The sequence below is a fragment of the Pseudomonas sp. S1_G07 genome (assembly GCF_054668565.1).
In genome coordinates, this window is record NZ_CP162778.1 from 2,703,605 (window position 1) to 2,718,359 (window position 14,755).

A 14,755-nucleotide genomic window follows, 5' to 3' on the forward strand; every position below is an offset into this window, starting at 1 on the left:
CCACCGGCGGCGACAGGTTTTGAGTGGGAGATAAACCATAAACCGTGAGCCAACTCACCCTAACCCTTCTGTCGCTTTGGCCCGGTTTCCCGTGAGGGTTGCCAGCCAGCTCGCGCGCCTTGCGGTGATTGTTCAACTTTTACTGATGCTGGCTACCGAAGTAGCGTCCATGACGTACCGACCTTTTTAAGAGAGAAAAAAATGAACGTCAGGAATATGAACCTCGCTCCAAGGTCTGCCAGCTTCTTCTCACTCATTATTCTGGTGGTTTTTGCTCTGGGCGTTGTCGCCGTGATGCAAATGGGCAAGCTTCGGGAGTCGGAGCAGGATGTCGAAACAAATTGGATGGCGAGCATCCGTGAGATCGGCAAGATGCAGACAGACATCTTGCGCCTGCGCCTTGAAAGCGTCCGCATTACCATCATTACCGACGAACAACAGCGCCAAACCCGCATTGCCGCGTTGAGCGGTTACCGCAGCACGCTGCAGAACACCATCAGCCATTATGAACACTTGCTTACCGGTCCGGCAGAGCGTGAGCTCTATCAGCCAGTGGCCGGCGATGTGCAGCAGTATTTCAAGCTGTTGGATGAGTTGGACCCGTTGCTGCGAAGTGGTGATAACCCCGCAGCCATTGTCCTGATCAATACCCGCATCAGCCCGATGACCAATGCCTTACAGGAAAAGCTGAACAAACTCTCGGACTTTAACGATGAGGGCGCCAAACATGCAGGCCTGGATGCTGCGTCCACCTACAGTAGTGGCCTAACGCTGGTTATCGGCCTGCTGGTGGCGACCGTGATACTCACCGTGGTGCTGGCTGCGATACTGACCCGCAGTATTACGTCGCCCATCAGCGATGCCTTGGCCGTGGCCGAGCGAATTGCCAGCAGCGATCTGTCCCAGGAGGTCGGGGTCAGTGGCCGCGACGAGGCCGGCCGCCTGCTGACCGCCCTGGCGAAAATGCAGAGTAACCTGCGGGAAACCATCGCCCGCATCGCCGACTCATCAACCCAACTGGCGTCAGCCTCTGAAGAAATGACCGCGGTCACTGAAGAAGCCAGCCGCGGGCTGGTACGCCAGAACGATGAGGTCAACCAGGCCGCCACCGCGGTGACCGAAATGAGCGCTGCGGTGGACGAGGTGGCACGCAATGCCGAAGCCGCCGCTCAATCTTCCCGTGAGTCCTTGGAATTCACCCGCTCGGGTATCGAGAACGTGGCGAAGACCCTTAACGCCATCGAAGGTCTGGCCAGCAATGTGGCCAGCACTGGGGACCAGGTCAAGGCCTTGTCAGGCAAGGCCCAGGACATCAGCAAGGTGGTCGAGGTGATTCGTGCGATTGCCGAGCAGACCAACCTGCTGGCGTTGAACGCAGCCATTGAAGCCGCCCGTGCCGGGGAGCAAGGCCGTGGCTTTGCGGTGGTGGCCGATGAAGTGCGGGCCCTGGCCCACCGCACCCAGCAGTCGACCCAGGAAATCGAACAGATGATCAGCGCGATTCAGGCCGACTCGACCCACGCGGTGAGCGCCATGAACGTCAGTGCGCAGATGGCCAGCAGCTCAATCTCGGTGGCGCAGAATGCCGACCTGTCGCTCAAGCAGATCGCCGAGGCCATCGCCCAGATCAACGAGCGCAACCTGCTGATCGCCACCGCCTCCGAAGAGCAGGCGCAGGTGGCCCGCGAGGCCGATCAGAACCTGACCAGTATCCGCGAGCTGTCAATCCAGAGTTCGGCCGGCGCCAGTCAGACCGCTAGCGCCTGCGGTGAAATGGCCAACCTGGCGATTGAACTGAATCGGCTGGTGGCGCGCTTCAAGGTCTGACATACATCGTTGTCATGGCGTGTGCTTGCGGTAGCGTATCCATTGAGCGGGATGCTGGAGCAGATCGCAGGCTCCGCCGCATTGTTTGCAACTGAATCAAAAACGGCAGGCTGTTTTGCTGTCGTCTCTAGTGGCCAGGCTTATCGCCGACTTCCTTTTTAGACTATAGCCTTTTCGGACAGATTGATTTGTCGGATAGTTGGCCTCTAATTTCTGGCTACCCATCATCTCCACCAACATCGCCTGGCTAATGAACTGACCTTTCGTCATTGGTGGGGAAAGTTGGTGGCTCCGCGGTACGACCAAAAGTCTCGACGACAAGACGGTCCAGTATTGACTGGTTCGATGCGGCTAAGTATGGCTGTGTTTTATGTGATGTAAAAAGGATGGTTATAAAAAGTGGGCTATTAGCGGAGGCTATGCGGCATAGTCGAAAAAATAGTGTGCTAGGTGGGGGTAATCATTTAGAAAGTAGAGGGGGGTAAAAGTATTAATGCATCAGTGCAGGTTTTTTTGGCATCCATGCCATGAGTTTTAATATGGGGTTATAAGTTGTCGGAATTTGCCTTCTCTAACTCTCTCAGCTTTATGGCTGATTGAATTAGCGGAAATACGCTTTTATTGATGTCGGCAAGTGTGGTCTGTATTCTAAAGGCCGTAAGGTCGGCTTCTTTATCTGAAAGTTGTAATAGCCAGTGCGTTAGGTATTCAAGTGAAATTATTATAAGTTATTGATTTTTGCTGGCCGACGATAATGCTGACAAAATCAAGTCGGATTCATCAGTTTTATTCATCTGGATCTAAGCCTTTGCCATATAAAATGAGCGGAGGTGTAAATTTAGTTTTAGCGATTGTTTTATATCTTGTTGATTTTATAGAGTTTTTACTGTTTTCTAAATTTTATTTTGAAGTGAGATATTTTCTCCACAGGGTAATATGACTTGTGTAAGGTAAAATCCTTTGTTTCTTATGGAAATGAATAATCGGTCTCCTCGAGTGAGTTTTTTGAATTTCTTGTTTAACCGGCTTATGCACATGCAAATACCTTTGTATGTGTCAGGGTTCTTTTCAATACGCTCAGTGATCGCGACGTGGCTCATAGGTTTTCTAGGCCCTTCTAAAAATATCATCAGTATCGTTAGCTCCATTTTTGTTAGCTTCATCGAAAGTGTGCTGCTTATGAGCATTCTTTCATCATTTTTCAGAATCCACGTACATGTTTTGAGCATAATTATGCTCCTGAGAATTGTAGTTAATTATGATGGGGGATTCGCATCAGCAAGACGGGCGATTGGTTGTACCTCTACTTTTTGATACGGTGTATTAGCTTGGTTGGGCTTTAAAGCGTCAGCAAAAATAGAGTCGGAGGAGTCCTCGTAAATATTTTTTGTCTGGCCTGCTTAAAGATAGTGCTAGCAAACTAATACGTCAATTGGTCCTAAAGTAGTGATAAGTTGGATTGCCTGTAATGGTTTTGTTAAAAATAATTCGTTTGGGTGGCTTTGGTTTTTTTATTGTTTTTTTGAATGGTTTTTTTACTTTGTCGTCGCGCATGATGTCAATGAGGTATCATGCGAGATGTTTTATATAACTTTAAATTCTAGTAATTAAGAATTTTGGTGTGGATGCAACAGAAAGTCAGTTATAGGTCTGATCTTTTAGGTCGTTGGGCGGGTTAGAGAGGTTATAAGGTCTTGTGCTACCAAGGGCGCAGATAGGAATAGTTAACAGGTGGCGCCATCAAGTCCAGTCGCTTGGAAACCTTCATAACCTGAATCCCTCCTGTCACCCAGCCAAGTTTCATAATTCCCTGTGCCGTTGAGGTCTACGATCCTCTTCAACAGAGGGCCCCCGTGCCTCCAGTCCATAGGGAATTAAAATGATCTCCAACCTCGTCAAAGTCGTGATGGTCACCGGCACGTTGTTGTTGAGCGCTTGTTCGTCCGGTTCGTCTGGCGTGAGCAGCGACCCATGTTTTTCAGGCGGATGCCAGGCGTTTGGCGACCGCAGCCCCAGCAAAGCCGCCAAGATGAATTTTGGTGGCAGTGGGCTGGGGAGCAGTTATGGGGAGTACGGGTCGGGGTTGTTGCATGATGATTGATTCCCCGCTGGTCTGCCGTGCAGGCCAGCGGGGGGCATGACTTGCAGGAGCGAGCTTGCTCGCGAAAAACTCGAGGGCTGCGCGTTAAATCAGGAGGCCCGCGTTATCGTTGGCGATTTTCGCGAGCAAGCTCGCTCCTACAGATAAAGCTAATGGCCGCCTTTCATGCGCCGGGCAATCAGGTAGATGCCCAGTCCGATCAGCGCCGTCGCCGCGCCGATGTAGCCAGTGCTGGTCCAGCCTAGCCCTGCGGTAATCGCCATCCCGCCAAACCACGGCCCCAGCGCGTTCGCCAGATTGAACGCTGCATGGTTGGACGCCGCCGCCAGGCTCGGCGCTTCGTGGGCGATGTCCATCAGGCGGATCTGCAAGGGTGCGGCCAAGGCCACCATGGTGCCGACCAGGCCCATGCTCAGCAGCACGCCCCATAGCGACGATGCCGCGAAGGGGAAGAACAGCAACACGGCGATCGACCACACCAATATCAAACCCACCGCACGAAACTGCATGCGATCAAACAGCTTGCCGCCGGCGATGTTGCCGATGATCCCGCCTACGCCAAACGCGGCGAGGCCAAACGGAATCCACTGCGGTGACACGTGGGTCACTTCCAGCATGGTCGGTGCCAGGTAGCTGAACACGCAGAACATTCCGGCAAAGCCGATCGCGCCGATGGACAGGGCCATCCACACTTGGGGTTTGGTGAAGGCGCGCATTTCCTTGCGCGGGTCGCTGCGTTGTTCGTCGTGGCGGTGCGGGACAAATTGCCAGACCAGGGCGATGGTGCACAAAGCGATCACGCTCACCAGCCCGAATGCCGAGCGCCAGCCCAGGTGTTGGCCGAGGAAGGTGGCAATGGGGTTACCGAGCAACATCGCCAAGGTGAGGCCCATCATCACCCGCGCGACGGCACCGGCGCGTTTGTCGGTGGGCACCATGCTGGAGGCGACCACGGCGGCAATGCCGAAGTAGGCGCCGTGGGGCAGGCCGCTGATAAAGCGGAACACCACCAGCGAGCCAAAGGTTGGGGTAAATGCCGTGGCGAGGTTGCCCAGGGCATACAGCCCCATCAACAACAGCAGCATGTGTTTGCGCAGCAGTTTGGCGCCGAGGATGGCCAGCAGCGGTGCGCCGACCATCACGCCCAACGCGTAGGCGCTGATGGCGTGGCCGACCTGGGGTTCGCTTAAACCCAGGTTCTGGGCGATGTCGGGCATCAGGCCCATGATGGCGAATTCGCCAGTACCGATAGCGAAAGCGCCCACGGCCATCGCAGCTTCCATTTTGGCGGCACTGCGCGCGGGCAAGAGGTGCCCGGGATTTGAGTGGATAGACATGGATCGCTCTGGGTTGGAGGGTGACACGAAGGAGAACCGTCGATGCTACGCAAGCCACGGTGAAGGTGTCTAGAACCGCGTTTTGCACGGGAGTTCCGAGGCTGTGACGCCACGTCGCGCCCATTGCACTTGACACCGATGCGTTAAAAGCCGCGATTTAGAGCTGTCAATTGGCCAAACGGCGCATAAACGCTGTTTAGCGTGATATTCTGCGCGCCATCTTGGTCTGGCCTTTCCCCGGTGCATACATCTGTATACGTCCCGGCGGTTGGCTGTCGCCCAGGTAGCTGAAGCCAATAATGATAAGAAGTCAGCGCAGAAGGGACATAAAAGTGAGGTCGATACGTCGGTCTTGTGTGCCCACCCTGCGGCCCTGAAATGAGTCAGGGGCAGCGGGGCGGATGGCGTTTTATCATAGGTGCTACTGATGTTTAAAAAAGTAAACACTGCCCTGCTGGGGCTGGCTTTGTCGATGGGGATCACTTCCGCTCAAGCGCAAGAGGCAAAGAAAGTCGATGTGCTGCTGATCGGCGGCGGCATCATGAGTGCGACCCTGGGCGTGTGGCTTAACGAGCTGGAGCCGGACTGGTCGATGGAGATGGTCGAGCGCCTCGATGGCGTGGCCGAAGAAAGCTCCAACGGCTGGAACAACGCCGGTACCGGCCACTCCGCGCTGGCTGAGCTGAACTACACCCCGGAAGACAAGAACGGCAACGTTGAGATCCCCAAAGCGGTCGAGATCAACGAAGCGTTCCAGATCTCCCGTCAATTCTGGTCCTGGCAGGTCCAGCAGGGCGTGCTGAAGAACCCGCGTTCGTTCATCAACTCCACACCGCACATGAGCTTTGTGTGGGGCGATGACAACATCAAGTTCCTCAAGAAGCGTTACGAGGCGCTGCAAGCCAGCCCGCTGTTCGCCGGCATGCAGTACTCCGAAGACCCGGCGCAGATCGCCAAGTGGGTTCCGCTGATGATGGAAGGGCGTGACCCGAACCAGAAAATCGCGGCCACCTGGAGCCCGCTGGGTACCGACATGAACTTCGGCGAGATCACCCGCCAGTTCGTCGCTCACCTGCAAACCACCCCCAAGTTCGACCTGAAACTGTCGAGTGAAGTGCAGGACATCACCAAGAACGCCGACGGTTCGTGGCGTGTCAGCTACAAAAACCTGAAAGACGGCACCAAGACTGAAACCGACGCCAAGTTCGTGTTCATCGGTGCCGGCGGCGGTGCCCTGCACCTGCTGCAAAAGTCGGGCATCCCTGAGGCCAAGGAGTACGCGGGCTTCCCGGTTGGCGGCTCGTTCCTGGTCACCGATAACCCAACAATCGCGGAGCAGCACCTGGCCAAAGCCTACGGTAAAGCTTCGGTAGGTTCGCCGCCGATGTCGGTTCCGCACCTGGACACCCGCGTGCTGGATGGCAAGCGCGTGATCCTGTTTGGCCCATTCGCCACCTTCTCGACCAAGTTCCTCAAGGAAGGGTCGTACCTGGACCTGCTGACCAGCACCACCACTCACAACATCTGGCCAATGACCAAGGTCGGTATTCGTGAATACCCACTGGTCGAGTACCTCGCTGGCCAACTGATGCTGTCGGATGACGACCGCTTCAAGGCACTGCAGGAGTACTTCCCGAACGCCAAGCAATCCGACTGGCGTCTGTGGCAGGCCGGGCAGCGCGTGCAGATCATCAAGCGTGACGAAGAACAGGGCGGCGTCCTGAAGCTCGGCACCGAAGTGGTCAGCTCCGCCGACAACACCATTGCCGGCCTGTTGGGTGCATCGCCAGGCGCGTCCACCGCGGCTCCGATCATGCTGACCGTGCTGCAGAAAGTGTTCAAGGACAAGGTCGCGACCCCTGAGTGGCAGGCAAAACTGCACCAGATCGTACCGAGCTACGGCACCAAGCTGAACGACAGCCCTGAGGCGGTTGCCAAGGAATGGGCCTACACCGCCGGCGTCCTGCAACTGATGCCACCGCCTGTGATCCCGCAGATGGCTGCTCCAAAGGCGACCGAGGCTGCCAAGCCTGCGGCTCAGCCGAGCAAGCCGGCGTCTGATCTGGCGCTGTAAGAAAGCTGAGTAAAAGCCCGCTGAACCGGCGACGGTCAGCGGGCTTTTTCTGTGGGTGTCGTATTTACGGACGAGATTACCGGGTTCCTGCGTGACCACCCGGACGTTATTCAAATATTGAAACCTTTTTTCAGTTGTTCATGCAGATGCAGCGCCAAGTGGTTTGCGCTGTCGGAAAGCAAGTAGAGGTGATGTCGCGGCAACTCCGGCAACTGCACGCCCGCAATGGTTTTAGTCAATCCAGTAGTGATTCGGCTTTCCTCAATCATGCCCACAGCCATACCGCACATGATCGCTGCTTCTACGGCGGTCGAACTGGCGCTTTCAAGCAGGATTCGATAGTAGACCCCGTGGTCTTTCAGCGCCCGGATGGCCGAGGCTCGATAAGGGCAACCGGTCAATTGCACGGCGATAGGCAGTGGGGCTTGCTCTGGGGTTTTGAACTGCTCAGAGACCACCCATACCGGCAGTATCGAGCCCACATGTTCTCCTTGTTCCAAAGGGTGTGCGCTGACGATCAGCGCCAGGTCTATCTGTTCCCGGCTGAACATCGTGAATAGCTCGCCACTGGAGCGGGCTTCCAGTTCCAGTTCCAACATTGGGTTTTCGGCAATGAGTTGCGGCAGAAAATCACGCATAAAGGCTGGGGCGTAGGAGTCGGGCAGTCCCAGGCGGATCTTTCCCTGCATGCGTTGTGGGGTCAGGGAGGCCAGTAAACGATCGTGGCTCTTGAGGAAATCTGTCGTTTCACTGAGCAATTTTTTGCCATACATGGTCAACTCAACCCCCTGATTGCTGCGACTGAACAGGCGCTGGCCTACCAGATCTTCCAGTTTTTGGATCTGTGTAGTGACGGTCGATGCGCTGCGATGCACGTGATTGGCCGCTTCGTTGAAGCGCCGAAAGCGTGCAACCGCGTGGAAGGTACGCAACAAGTCGATATTCAATTGCTTGCTCATGATTCCTCTTTTGGGAATTAGTTGTGCAGATTATTCAAATATACAAAATCATGCGGCCACCCTAGGCTTTGAGTCAAACAGGCGAGCGCAGGCACGTCGACGTCAAACAATAAAAAGCGGGAGTCCAGTTTATCCGCGTGCGCCAGGATTACGGTGCGTGCCGTGTCATTGGCGAGTATTGCAGTGGCGGTGGAAGCGTCCTGTATCGGTTGGCGGAGTATTGCGCGGACGACCGAGTTGCCAACTGAGGTGCATCATCATGAGACGACACAGTGAACTGCCCGTATTTGCCCAGGGCGCGGCACGCTTGAAGTCAGCCTTGCAGGCGTCACTCTCACCGGCATCCAGGTGTAAACACCCTGGAGCATTGCTGGACACACTGCAGCACTGGAGCGACAGCTATCTGCAAAGTGAGCGGCTGGACTTACCTGTCTATCGCAGCCTCGCTGATTTTGGCTACACCACCTCGCCGCAGCCCATCGCCACGCCTCAGCAGTTGGCGGCGGTGGCTCAGGTGTCCGGGCTCTTCAGTGAGCAGGGGATCGTGGAGTTAAAGCGTGCGTGTTATCAACTGGAGACGGGCTCCAGTGTCAGCGACTGGATTATTTCCAACCGCACCCGCGCGGTGACAGAGTCGTCGACACTTATTCGGGAGATGATGAGCAGTCGAGCGTTTTTGCTGGCTGTGTCGAGAGTTGCGGGTGTTCCACTGGTGCCGCATCCCTATGTGCGCGCGCGATCTCAGGTCAACTATTTCTATCCGCCCCAAATCCCGGATGCCAAGGCGCAGATCGGGATGTGGCATACCGACGGGACCAGCTTTGTGCTGAATATCCTGCTGTCCGACCCCAGTGAGTACGACGGCGGCGAGTTCGTTTATTTCGATGGGCCCATACAGCGGTTCAATGTCGAAGGTTTGGGCGACCGTGTGCGCACCAGTTCAGTCAAGGCCAGCGGGGATGCGGTGTACATCTATGGAAGCATGGTTTTTCATGGCGTCCGGCCGCTCACCCATGGCCGGCGCATGTCACTGGTGCTTTCATTCCACTGCCCTTACAGCAAAGAGGATGTGAATAAGTTCTGGCACCTTGCATCCGATGACGGTGTGCTGACGACCATCAGGCCTTGGCTCCAGCTCAAGCGTGATTTGGCACGCCCGGCCTGTGATCAATATCGGCGTTTAGGGATTGAGCCCATCACCTTTGATGACCTGGCAGCCTTGCAGGGGGCTCGATGATGTTTCATAGCGCTTCAGCCGGTAAGCTTTTGAAATTGTTGTTTCTTCAAGCCGTGTTTGTCCTCTCGTGGAGTTCCGGCTTTATCGGCGCCAAGTTGGGTGCGCAGAGTGCCGGGGCCTTCAACCTGTTGTTTTGGCGTTTCCTGTTGGTGTCTGTTTGCCTGGCGCTGTTTTTGAACGTCCGGTTGTTGAAGGTTTCCTGGGTACAGATTCGCCACTACGCCGTGATCGGCTTTCTATCGCAGTTCCTGTACCTGAGTTGTGTCTACGTAGCGATCCAAAATGGTTTGCCTCCCGGCATTGCAGCGATCATCGCGGCGTTGCAGCCTTTGATGACGGCGGCGTTATCGACAGGCAACGTGGGGGAGCGCAGCGGAGGTTGGCAGTGGCTGGGGTTGATGATCGGTTTTGGCGGGGTATCGATTGTTATCTTCGGGCAGTACAACAGCGGCGGGCAAAGTGTTGGACTGGTCATGTACCTGCTGCCATTGGTATCGGCGTTGGGCCTCACGTTGGCCACCTTATATGAGCGCCGCTCGGTACAAACCCAGAGCGGCGACTTGGTTTTGCCGTTGTTCATTCAGTCGCTGCTGACCTTGATCGGTTTCACCGGTGCCGTGCTGTACACCGATACGCTGAGCGTTCCCCATGAACCTGACGTGCTGATCTCCATTGTGTGGCTGACGGTCTTCTCCACCTTTGTCGCCTATTTGAGCCTGTGGATGCTGCTGCGCGTCATGACTGCGACGCACGTGGCAGCACTGGTCTACCTGGAGCCACCTGTGACGTTAGTGTGGGCAGCACTGATGTTTGGCGATGTGATTCACGCCTCGACCTACGCCGGTATTGCGGTGGTGGTCGCGGGGCTGCTGCTGGTGCGGTTCAAACGACCGACCGTCGCTTGTACTTCTTGATGCTCTTGGGTTCAGCAATCTGACAGACACCACTTGTTAAAAAAGTACCCAGGCCAAGCAGGAGCGCGGCTGAAACACGGGGGGATTTTTTACTGGTGCAAGTGTTGGGCGTCAGCGCCCGAGGGTTTTGTATGTTGCTACGTTATGCGGCATTGGCGGCGGTTGTCGTCGCGGCATCCGGGTGTGTGCAAGAGCGTGTTGTGCATGAGCGTCGGCCGATGCAACGTGAGTATGTCGAGGTGGTTGCGCCGCAACCGCCCCCGGTGCAGGTGATTGAAGTCGAGCCGCCTGTGCGCGAAGGTTATATATGGTCACGCGGTTACTGGCGCTGGGAAGGCGGGCGCTATGTTGCGGTGCATGGCCATTGGGAGCCGGTGCGCGAAGGTTATCGCTATGTGCATCCGCACTGGGTGCAGCGCAATGACGGGTATCACTGGCAGGTAGGGGGTGGATTCGCTGAGTCTTGTATCAAGAGGGCTTTTTCGTTCCCAATAGTCGAACTTCCCGGAGCAGCGCGGCACCGAGCTGATCGGTGCCCAGCTCCTTGTATCCCACCGCCTTGACCTCGCCGTTTTCTTCCGCCTGGATAATGAACACCGGCGTTTCCTGGCCAGTGGCTTCGTCGACGTGCAGTGCGTATTGGGGAATATCCACCTTGATCGGCGTGCCCGCTGCCTTGCCTTTCACATTGATCAGAAACGCCGCACAGCCCGTATCGACATCCGCGCTGGTGGCAGAGCGGCCGCTGACGAAGCAGGTTTTCGGCAGGTCCGGCCAGACGATGTCGGCCAGGGCGAGGGAGGGCGACAGGGCCAGGGCAGCAAGAAGAAGCGTACGCACGTGAGCTTTCTCTCGATCAGTGGGTGAAGGCGATTTCTATCAAAGCCTGCCAGTCGCCGCAACGCCGCGGCTCAGGTCAGTCGTTTCATACCCGTCGCTTTGGCGGCATTGAGATCAAAGGTGGCGGTGTATTCGCAGCCGGCTGCGTGGGCGCAGCGTTCTATCAGGCAATCGGCGAAATCGGCTCCGTTGGTCGCGAATCTTCGCAGCGCCTGCCAGATGACTTCGGCATGTTCGACGGTCAATTCACGGGTGCGCAAGAGCGTTTCCAGCACAGTGACTACTTCGTTCTTGGTCGATTGGTAGCAGCTTTGTAAAACCCACACCAGTTCCACCACGGACACCAGGCTGACAAAGCCTGGTGAAAGGTTGGTGAGGGACTCGATCAGGGCGGACGCCTTCGGGGATTGGACAGGATCATCCTGAGTGACATAGCGCACCAATACGTTGGTATCCAGCCCAATCATCCGGCGTTCGCTCCCCGCGCAGCGATGGCGCGGTTCATATCGTCAATGGAAACCGTCTCGGCAGGCTTGCGGATCAGGCCCTTGAGGTCCTGAACGGTCTTGCTCGCTGCGATGATGGAAAATTTTCCATCTTCCATTTCGACAAACTCGACGCGGTCGCCTGTTTCCAGGCCCAGTGCGGTCCTGACTTGGACGGGGATGGTGATTTGCCCTTTTGAGGTCAGTGTAGCGGTCGCCATAGTAAGTCTCTCCAACATGATGCTCCTTACCCTAGGGTAAGGAGTGATGGAGGACAAGATCCGTTGGTCCATGGGGGGGCTCGCAGATATGAGTAGGTCGGAATCAAAACCCTAGACCGAACGCTACGTACCCGCACCCTTGCCCAGGCACCAAAGCGATACAAACGATGACCGACCGCCAACTTCTGCTGGCGGCGGTAAGACGGCGACGCTAACTCACTGCACCACGCGATAGCACGGCACGTACGCCGCGCCGCCTGGCAACTTCATGCGGTGCTGCGCGACAAACGCCTGCAGCAGCTCATCCAGCGGCTGCATGATGGCCGGGTCGCCGTGGATCTCGTAAGGGCCGTACTGTTCGATCAGGCGAATGCCCTTGTCCTTGACGTTACCCGCCACGATGCCCGAGAACGCCCGGCGCAGGTTGGCCGCCAGCTCATGGGGCGCCAGCGTGTGGTTCAGTTGCAGGCTGGCCATGTTGTCGTGGGTCGGGTCGAACGGGCGCTGGAAACCTTCGTCGATCTTCAGCAGCCAGTTGAAGTGGAAGGCGTCGTTGCGCTCGCGGCGGAACTGCTTCACCGCCTTGAGGCCGGTGGTCATCTGGCGCGCCACTTCGGCCGGGTCGTCGATGATGATCTGGTAGTGCGCTTGCGCTGCTTCACCGAGGGTAGCGCCCACGAATGCGTGCAGTTGTTGCAGGTATGGCGCGGCCTGCTTCGGCCCGGTAAGGATGACGGGGAAGGGCACGTCACGGTTGTCCGGGTGCATCAGAATGCCCAGCAGGTACAGGAACTCTTCGGCCGTACCGGCGCCGCCCGGGAAGATAATGATGCCGTGGCCCACGCGTACGAAGGCTTCCAGGCGCTTCTCGATGTCCGGCAGGATCACCAGCTCATTGACGATCGGGTTCGGCGCTTCGGCAGCGATGATGCCCGGCTCGGTCAGGCCCAGGTAGCGCCCGCCGGTAATACGTTGCTTGGCGTGGGAAATGGTCGCGCCCTTCATCGGGCCTTTCATCACGCCGGGGCCGCAACCGGTGCACACGTCGAGGCTGCGCAGGCCGAGTTCGTGGCCGACTTTCTTGGTGTATTTGTATTCTTCGGTATTGATCGAGTGTCCGCCCCAGCACACCACGATCTTCGGCTCTACACCCGGGCGCAACGTACGGGCGTTGCGCAGCAGGTGGAACACGTAGTCGGTGATACCTTGGGAATTGCTCAGGTCGATGCGCTGGCTGTCCAGTTCGTTCTCGGTGTAGACGATGTCACGCAAGGCGCTGAACAACATCTCGCGGGTGCTGGCGATCATTTCGCCATCGACGAACGCGTCGGCCGGGGCGTTCAACAGCTCCAGGCGTACGCCACGGTCCTGCTGGTGAATGCGGACTTCAAAGTCTTTGTAGGCGTCGAGGATGGTCTTGGCGTTGTCGATGTGCGCGCCGGTGTTGAGAATCGCCAGGGCGCATTGGCGAAACAGGGTGTAGATGCTGCCGGTACCGGCTTCGCTCAACTGCTGGACTTCACGTTGGGACAGGGTTTCGAGGCTGCCTTTGGGGCTGACCGAGGCATTGATGACTTGACGTTGGGGCATTCTGATTCCTTGAAAGCACAGCCACCGCACCCAGTGAGGCGCGATGGCTTGAGAATGGTGGGCGCCGATTGTAAGGGCGCACGAGCCGATTATTTACCTCAGGCGCAAGGCCGAGCGCAAATACCGTCCGCCACCATCATGCCGCAGAACTTACTGGATCAGCTTCCAGTTTTTGTAGAAAACCCGACGCAGGGTAAAGACCAGGCCGGCAAACCCAGCGATCACGGCGTTGAGCACCAACGGCAATGGGGTCGGCCGCACGATGTCGATGAACAGGCAATAGCGCTTGGCGTCGTTCTTGTTGAAGGACGCATGCATCAGCGTGTCGTCAAAGATAAACAGCGGGTCGTCATGCCAGTAATGCTTGTGGTTGCCGACCTGGATGTACACGCCCTCGTGATGGCGCGCGGGCGCCATGTTGTAGAGCACGCGGAACATCATGCGCAAGGGGCCGAAGTGAAAGGAGGTGGAGCGGTTTTCATTGAATACCGATACGCCGATGGTCTTCACGAATGGCAGCTTTTTGCGCAGTTCGGGAATATCCAGGGTGGTCTCGATCGGCCGCCCATACCACTGGAAAAACAACATGCCGCGCTTCTTTTCGGCCATGCGTTCATCCAGGTAAGTGATGATCTCGTCCTTGTGGGCCATGGCGTCGTCGAGCACTTGTTGCAGGTCGGCACGCCAGGCCGGTGGCAGGTCTGGCAGCGTATAGACGTGACGGTTAGGCGAGCTCAGCAGGTCGAACAGCGTGTTGAAGGGCGCCAGCAGCCATGTATTGCGACCACTGCCGATGAAATACTTCTTGAAAGTGGGCTTGTCATACAAGCCGTTACGCAGGAAGTCGTAGATACCGCAGACCAGGACCAGGCAGAGGAACACCAGGGTGGTCTCGGGGAATAGATCAATAATCAGCAAGACGCCGAGTACCCAGGCGACCGATACCGCTTTTTTACGCAAAGCAGGCTTGTTCATGCAACTCAGCTCCAGCTGGACGCCATTCGACAGGTCCGGATCCGTGGCTGCGAGTGGTTGGGTGTTTGAAACATAATGAAACAACTACGTCATAATAAAGTGTTATGCGCCACAAAGGCGTTTTAAATACAGCGAAATCGCGCAGGTTTTACACAATGTTCAGCCGTTGCCGGCGCGTCGTGCGGGTTTTGTGGG

12 protein-coding genes and 2 pseudogenes are annotated in these 14,755 nt (G+C 56.6%); 7 read left to right on the forward strand and 7 right to left on the reverse strand.

The window, feature by feature from the left end:
- Nucleotides 1-216 precede the first annotated feature (216 nt).
- From AB4O05_RS12425 to AB4O05_RS12435, 3 genes and pseudogenes are all read left to right on the forward strand, one after another.
- Nucleotides 217-972 (forward strand): annotated as a pseudogene (locus tag AB4O05_RS12425) (MCP four helix bundle domain-containing protein); the annotation flags it as partial.
- 66 nt (nt 973-1,038) lie between these two features.
- Entirely contained in the window at nt 1,039-1,827 is a 789-nt protein-coding gene (locus AB4O05_RS12430) for a methyl-accepting chemotaxis protein (protein WP_460164906.1), read from the forward strand.
- A 1,879-nt stretch (nt 1,828-3,706) separates the two neighbouring features.
- Nucleotides 3,707-3,928: a hypothetical protein gene (locus AB4O05_RS12435; protein ID WP_460137256.1), complete on the forward strand. Its 222-nt coding sequence runs from the start codon at nt 3,707-3,709 to the stop codon at nt 3,926-3,928.
- 149 nt (nt 3,929-4,077) lie between these two features.
- Here AB4O05_RS12435 and AB4O05_RS12440 read toward each other — a convergent pair whose 3' ends face one another.
- Nucleotides 4,078-5,265: an MFS transporter gene (locus AB4O05_RS12440; RefSeq protein WP_460137255.1), complete on the reverse strand. Its 1,188-nt coding sequence runs from the start codon at nt 5,263-5,265 to the stop codon at nt 4,078-4,080.
- Nucleotides 5,266-5,692: 427 nt separating this feature from the next.
- On the opposite strand from AB4O05_RS12440, the gene mqo reads away from it, so the two are divergent.
- Nucleotides 5,693-7,339 carry a malate dehydrogenase (quinone) gene (mqo, locus tag AB4O05_RS12445; protein WP_460137254.1) on the forward strand — a complete coding sequence of 549 codons (1,647 nt, stop codon included), beginning with the start codon at nt 5,693-5,695 and terminating at the stop codon, nt 7,337-7,339.
- A gap of 110 nt (nt 7,340-7,449) precedes the next feature.
- Here the strand turns inward: mqo and AB4O05_RS12450 are convergent, their stop codons facing one another.
- On the reverse strand, nt 7,450-8,298 hold the full coding sequence (locus AB4O05_RS12450; RefSeq protein WP_460137253.1) for a LysR family transcriptional regulator: 849 nt from the start codon (nt 8,296-8,298) through the stop codon (nt 7,450-7,452).
- Between the two features lie 259 nt (nt 8,299-8,557).
- Between AB4O05_RS12450 and AB4O05_RS12455 the strand changes: the two genes are divergently transcribed.
- From AB4O05_RS12455 to AB4O05_RS12465, 3 genes and pseudogenes are all read left to right on the forward strand, one after another.
- Nucleotides 8,558-9,535 carry a 2OG-Fe(II) oxygenase gene (locus tag AB4O05_RS12455; RefSeq protein WP_460164881.1) on the forward strand — a complete coding sequence of 326 codons (978 nt, stop codon included), beginning with the start codon at nt 8,558-8,560 and terminating at the stop codon, nt 9,533-9,535.
- Nucleotides 9,535-10,449 carry a DMT family transporter gene (locus tag AB4O05_RS12460; protein ID WP_460137251.1) on the forward strand — a complete coding sequence of 305 codons (915 nt, stop codon included), beginning with the start codon at nt 9,535-9,537 and terminating at the stop codon, nt 10,447-10,449. The genes AB4O05_RS12455 and AB4O05_RS12460 overlap by 1 nt, the downstream gene beginning before the upstream one ends.
- 131 nt (nt 10,450-10,580) lie before the next feature.
- Nucleotides 10,581-10,898, forward strand: a pseudogene (locus AB4O05_RS12465) (YXWGXW repeat-containing protein); the annotation flags it as partial.
- A gap of 19 nt (nt 10,899-10,917) precedes the next feature.
- Here AB4O05_RS12465 and AB4O05_RS12470 read toward each other — a convergent pair.
- The 5 genes from AB4O05_RS12470 to AB4O05_RS12490 all read right to left on the reverse strand — a co-directional run bounded on the left by AB4O05_RS12470 (nt 10,918) and on the right by AB4O05_RS12490 (nt 14,560).
- A complete protein-coding gene (locus AB4O05_RS12470; protein ID WP_460137249.1) occupies nt 10,918-11,289 on the reverse strand; it encodes a hypothetical protein in 372 nt (123 codons plus the stop codon).
- A gap of 71 nt (nt 11,290-11,360) precedes the next feature.
- Nucleotides 11,361-11,756 carry a PIN domain-containing protein gene (locus tag AB4O05_RS12475; RefSeq protein ID WP_460137248.1) on the reverse strand — a complete coding sequence of 132 codons (396 nt, stop codon included), beginning with the start codon at nt 11,754-11,756 and terminating at the stop codon, nt 11,361-11,363.
- The gene (locus AB4O05_RS12480; protein ID WP_460137247.1) at nt 11,753-12,067 is read right to left on the reverse strand and encodes an AbrB/MazE/SpoVT family DNA-binding domain-containing protein; all 315 of its coding nucleotides are present in this window, start codon (nt 12,065-12,067) and stop codon (nt 11,753-11,755) included. The genes AB4O05_RS12475 and AB4O05_RS12480 overlap by 4 nt, the downstream gene beginning before the upstream one ends.
- A gap of 144 nt (nt 12,068-12,211) precedes the next feature.
- Nucleotides 12,212-13,585: a nucleotide 5'-monophosphate nucleosidase PpnN gene (gene ppnN, locus AB4O05_RS12485; protein WP_460137246.1), complete on the reverse strand. Its 1,374-nt coding sequence runs from the start codon at nt 13,583-13,585 to the stop codon at nt 12,212-12,214.
- A gap of 150 nt (nt 13,586-13,735) precedes the next feature.
- Nucleotides 13,736-14,560, reverse strand: coding sequence for an aspartyl/asparaginyl beta-hydroxylase domain-containing protein (locus AB4O05_RS12490; RefSeq protein WP_460137245.1), 825 nt, complete (start codon nt 14,558-14,560; stop codon nt 13,736-13,738).
- Nucleotides 14,561-14,755 lie beyond the last annotated feature (195 nt).

Excerpts from the sequence above, each read along its gene's own strand:
- AB4O05_RS12455 (WP_460164881.1), top strand. The coding sequence starts at position 8,558 with ATGAGACGACACAGTGAACTGCCCGTATTTGCCCAGGGCGCGGCACGC.
- AB4O05_RS12475 (WP_460137248.1), bottom strand. The coding sequence starts at position 11,756 with ATGATTGGGCTGGATACCAACGTATTGGTGCGCTATGTCACTCAGGAT.
- AB4O05_RS12430 (WP_460164906.1), top strand. The coding sequence starts at position 1,039 with ATGACCGCGGTCACTGAAGAAGCCAGCCGCGGGCTGGTACGCCAGAAC.
- ppnN (WP_460137246.1), bottom strand. The coding sequence starts at position 13,585 with ATGCCCCAACGTCAAGTCATCAATGCCTCGGTCAGCCCCAAAGGCAGC.
- AB4O05_RS12440 (WP_460137255.1), bottom strand. The coding sequence starts at position 5,265 with ATGTCTATCCACTCAAATCCCGGGCACCTCTTGCCCGCGCGCAGTGCC.
- AB4O05_RS12490 (WP_460137245.1), bottom strand. The coding sequence starts at position 14,560 with ATGAACAAGCCTGCTTTGCGTAAAAAAGCGGTATCGGTCGCCTGGGTA.
- AB4O05_RS12460 (WP_460137251.1), top strand. The coding sequence starts at position 9,535 with ATGTTTCATAGCGCTTCAGCCGGTAAGCTTTTGAAATTGTTGTTTCTT.
- mqo (WP_460137254.1), top strand. The coding sequence starts at position 5,693 with ATGTTTAAAAAAGTAAACACTGCCCTGCTGGGGCTGGCTTTGTCGATG.
- AB4O05_RS12435 (WP_460137256.1), top strand. The coding sequence starts at position 3,707 with ATGATCTCCAACCTCGTCAAAGTCGTGATGGTCACCGGCACGTTGTTG.
- AB4O05_RS12450 (WP_460137253.1), bottom strand. The coding sequence starts at position 8,298 with ATGAGCAAGCAATTGAATATCGACTTGTTGCGTACCTTCCACGCGGTT.
- AB4O05_RS12480 (WP_460137247.1), bottom strand. The coding sequence starts at position 12,067 with ATGGACCAACGGATCTTGTCCTCCATCACTCCTTACCCTAGGGTAAGG.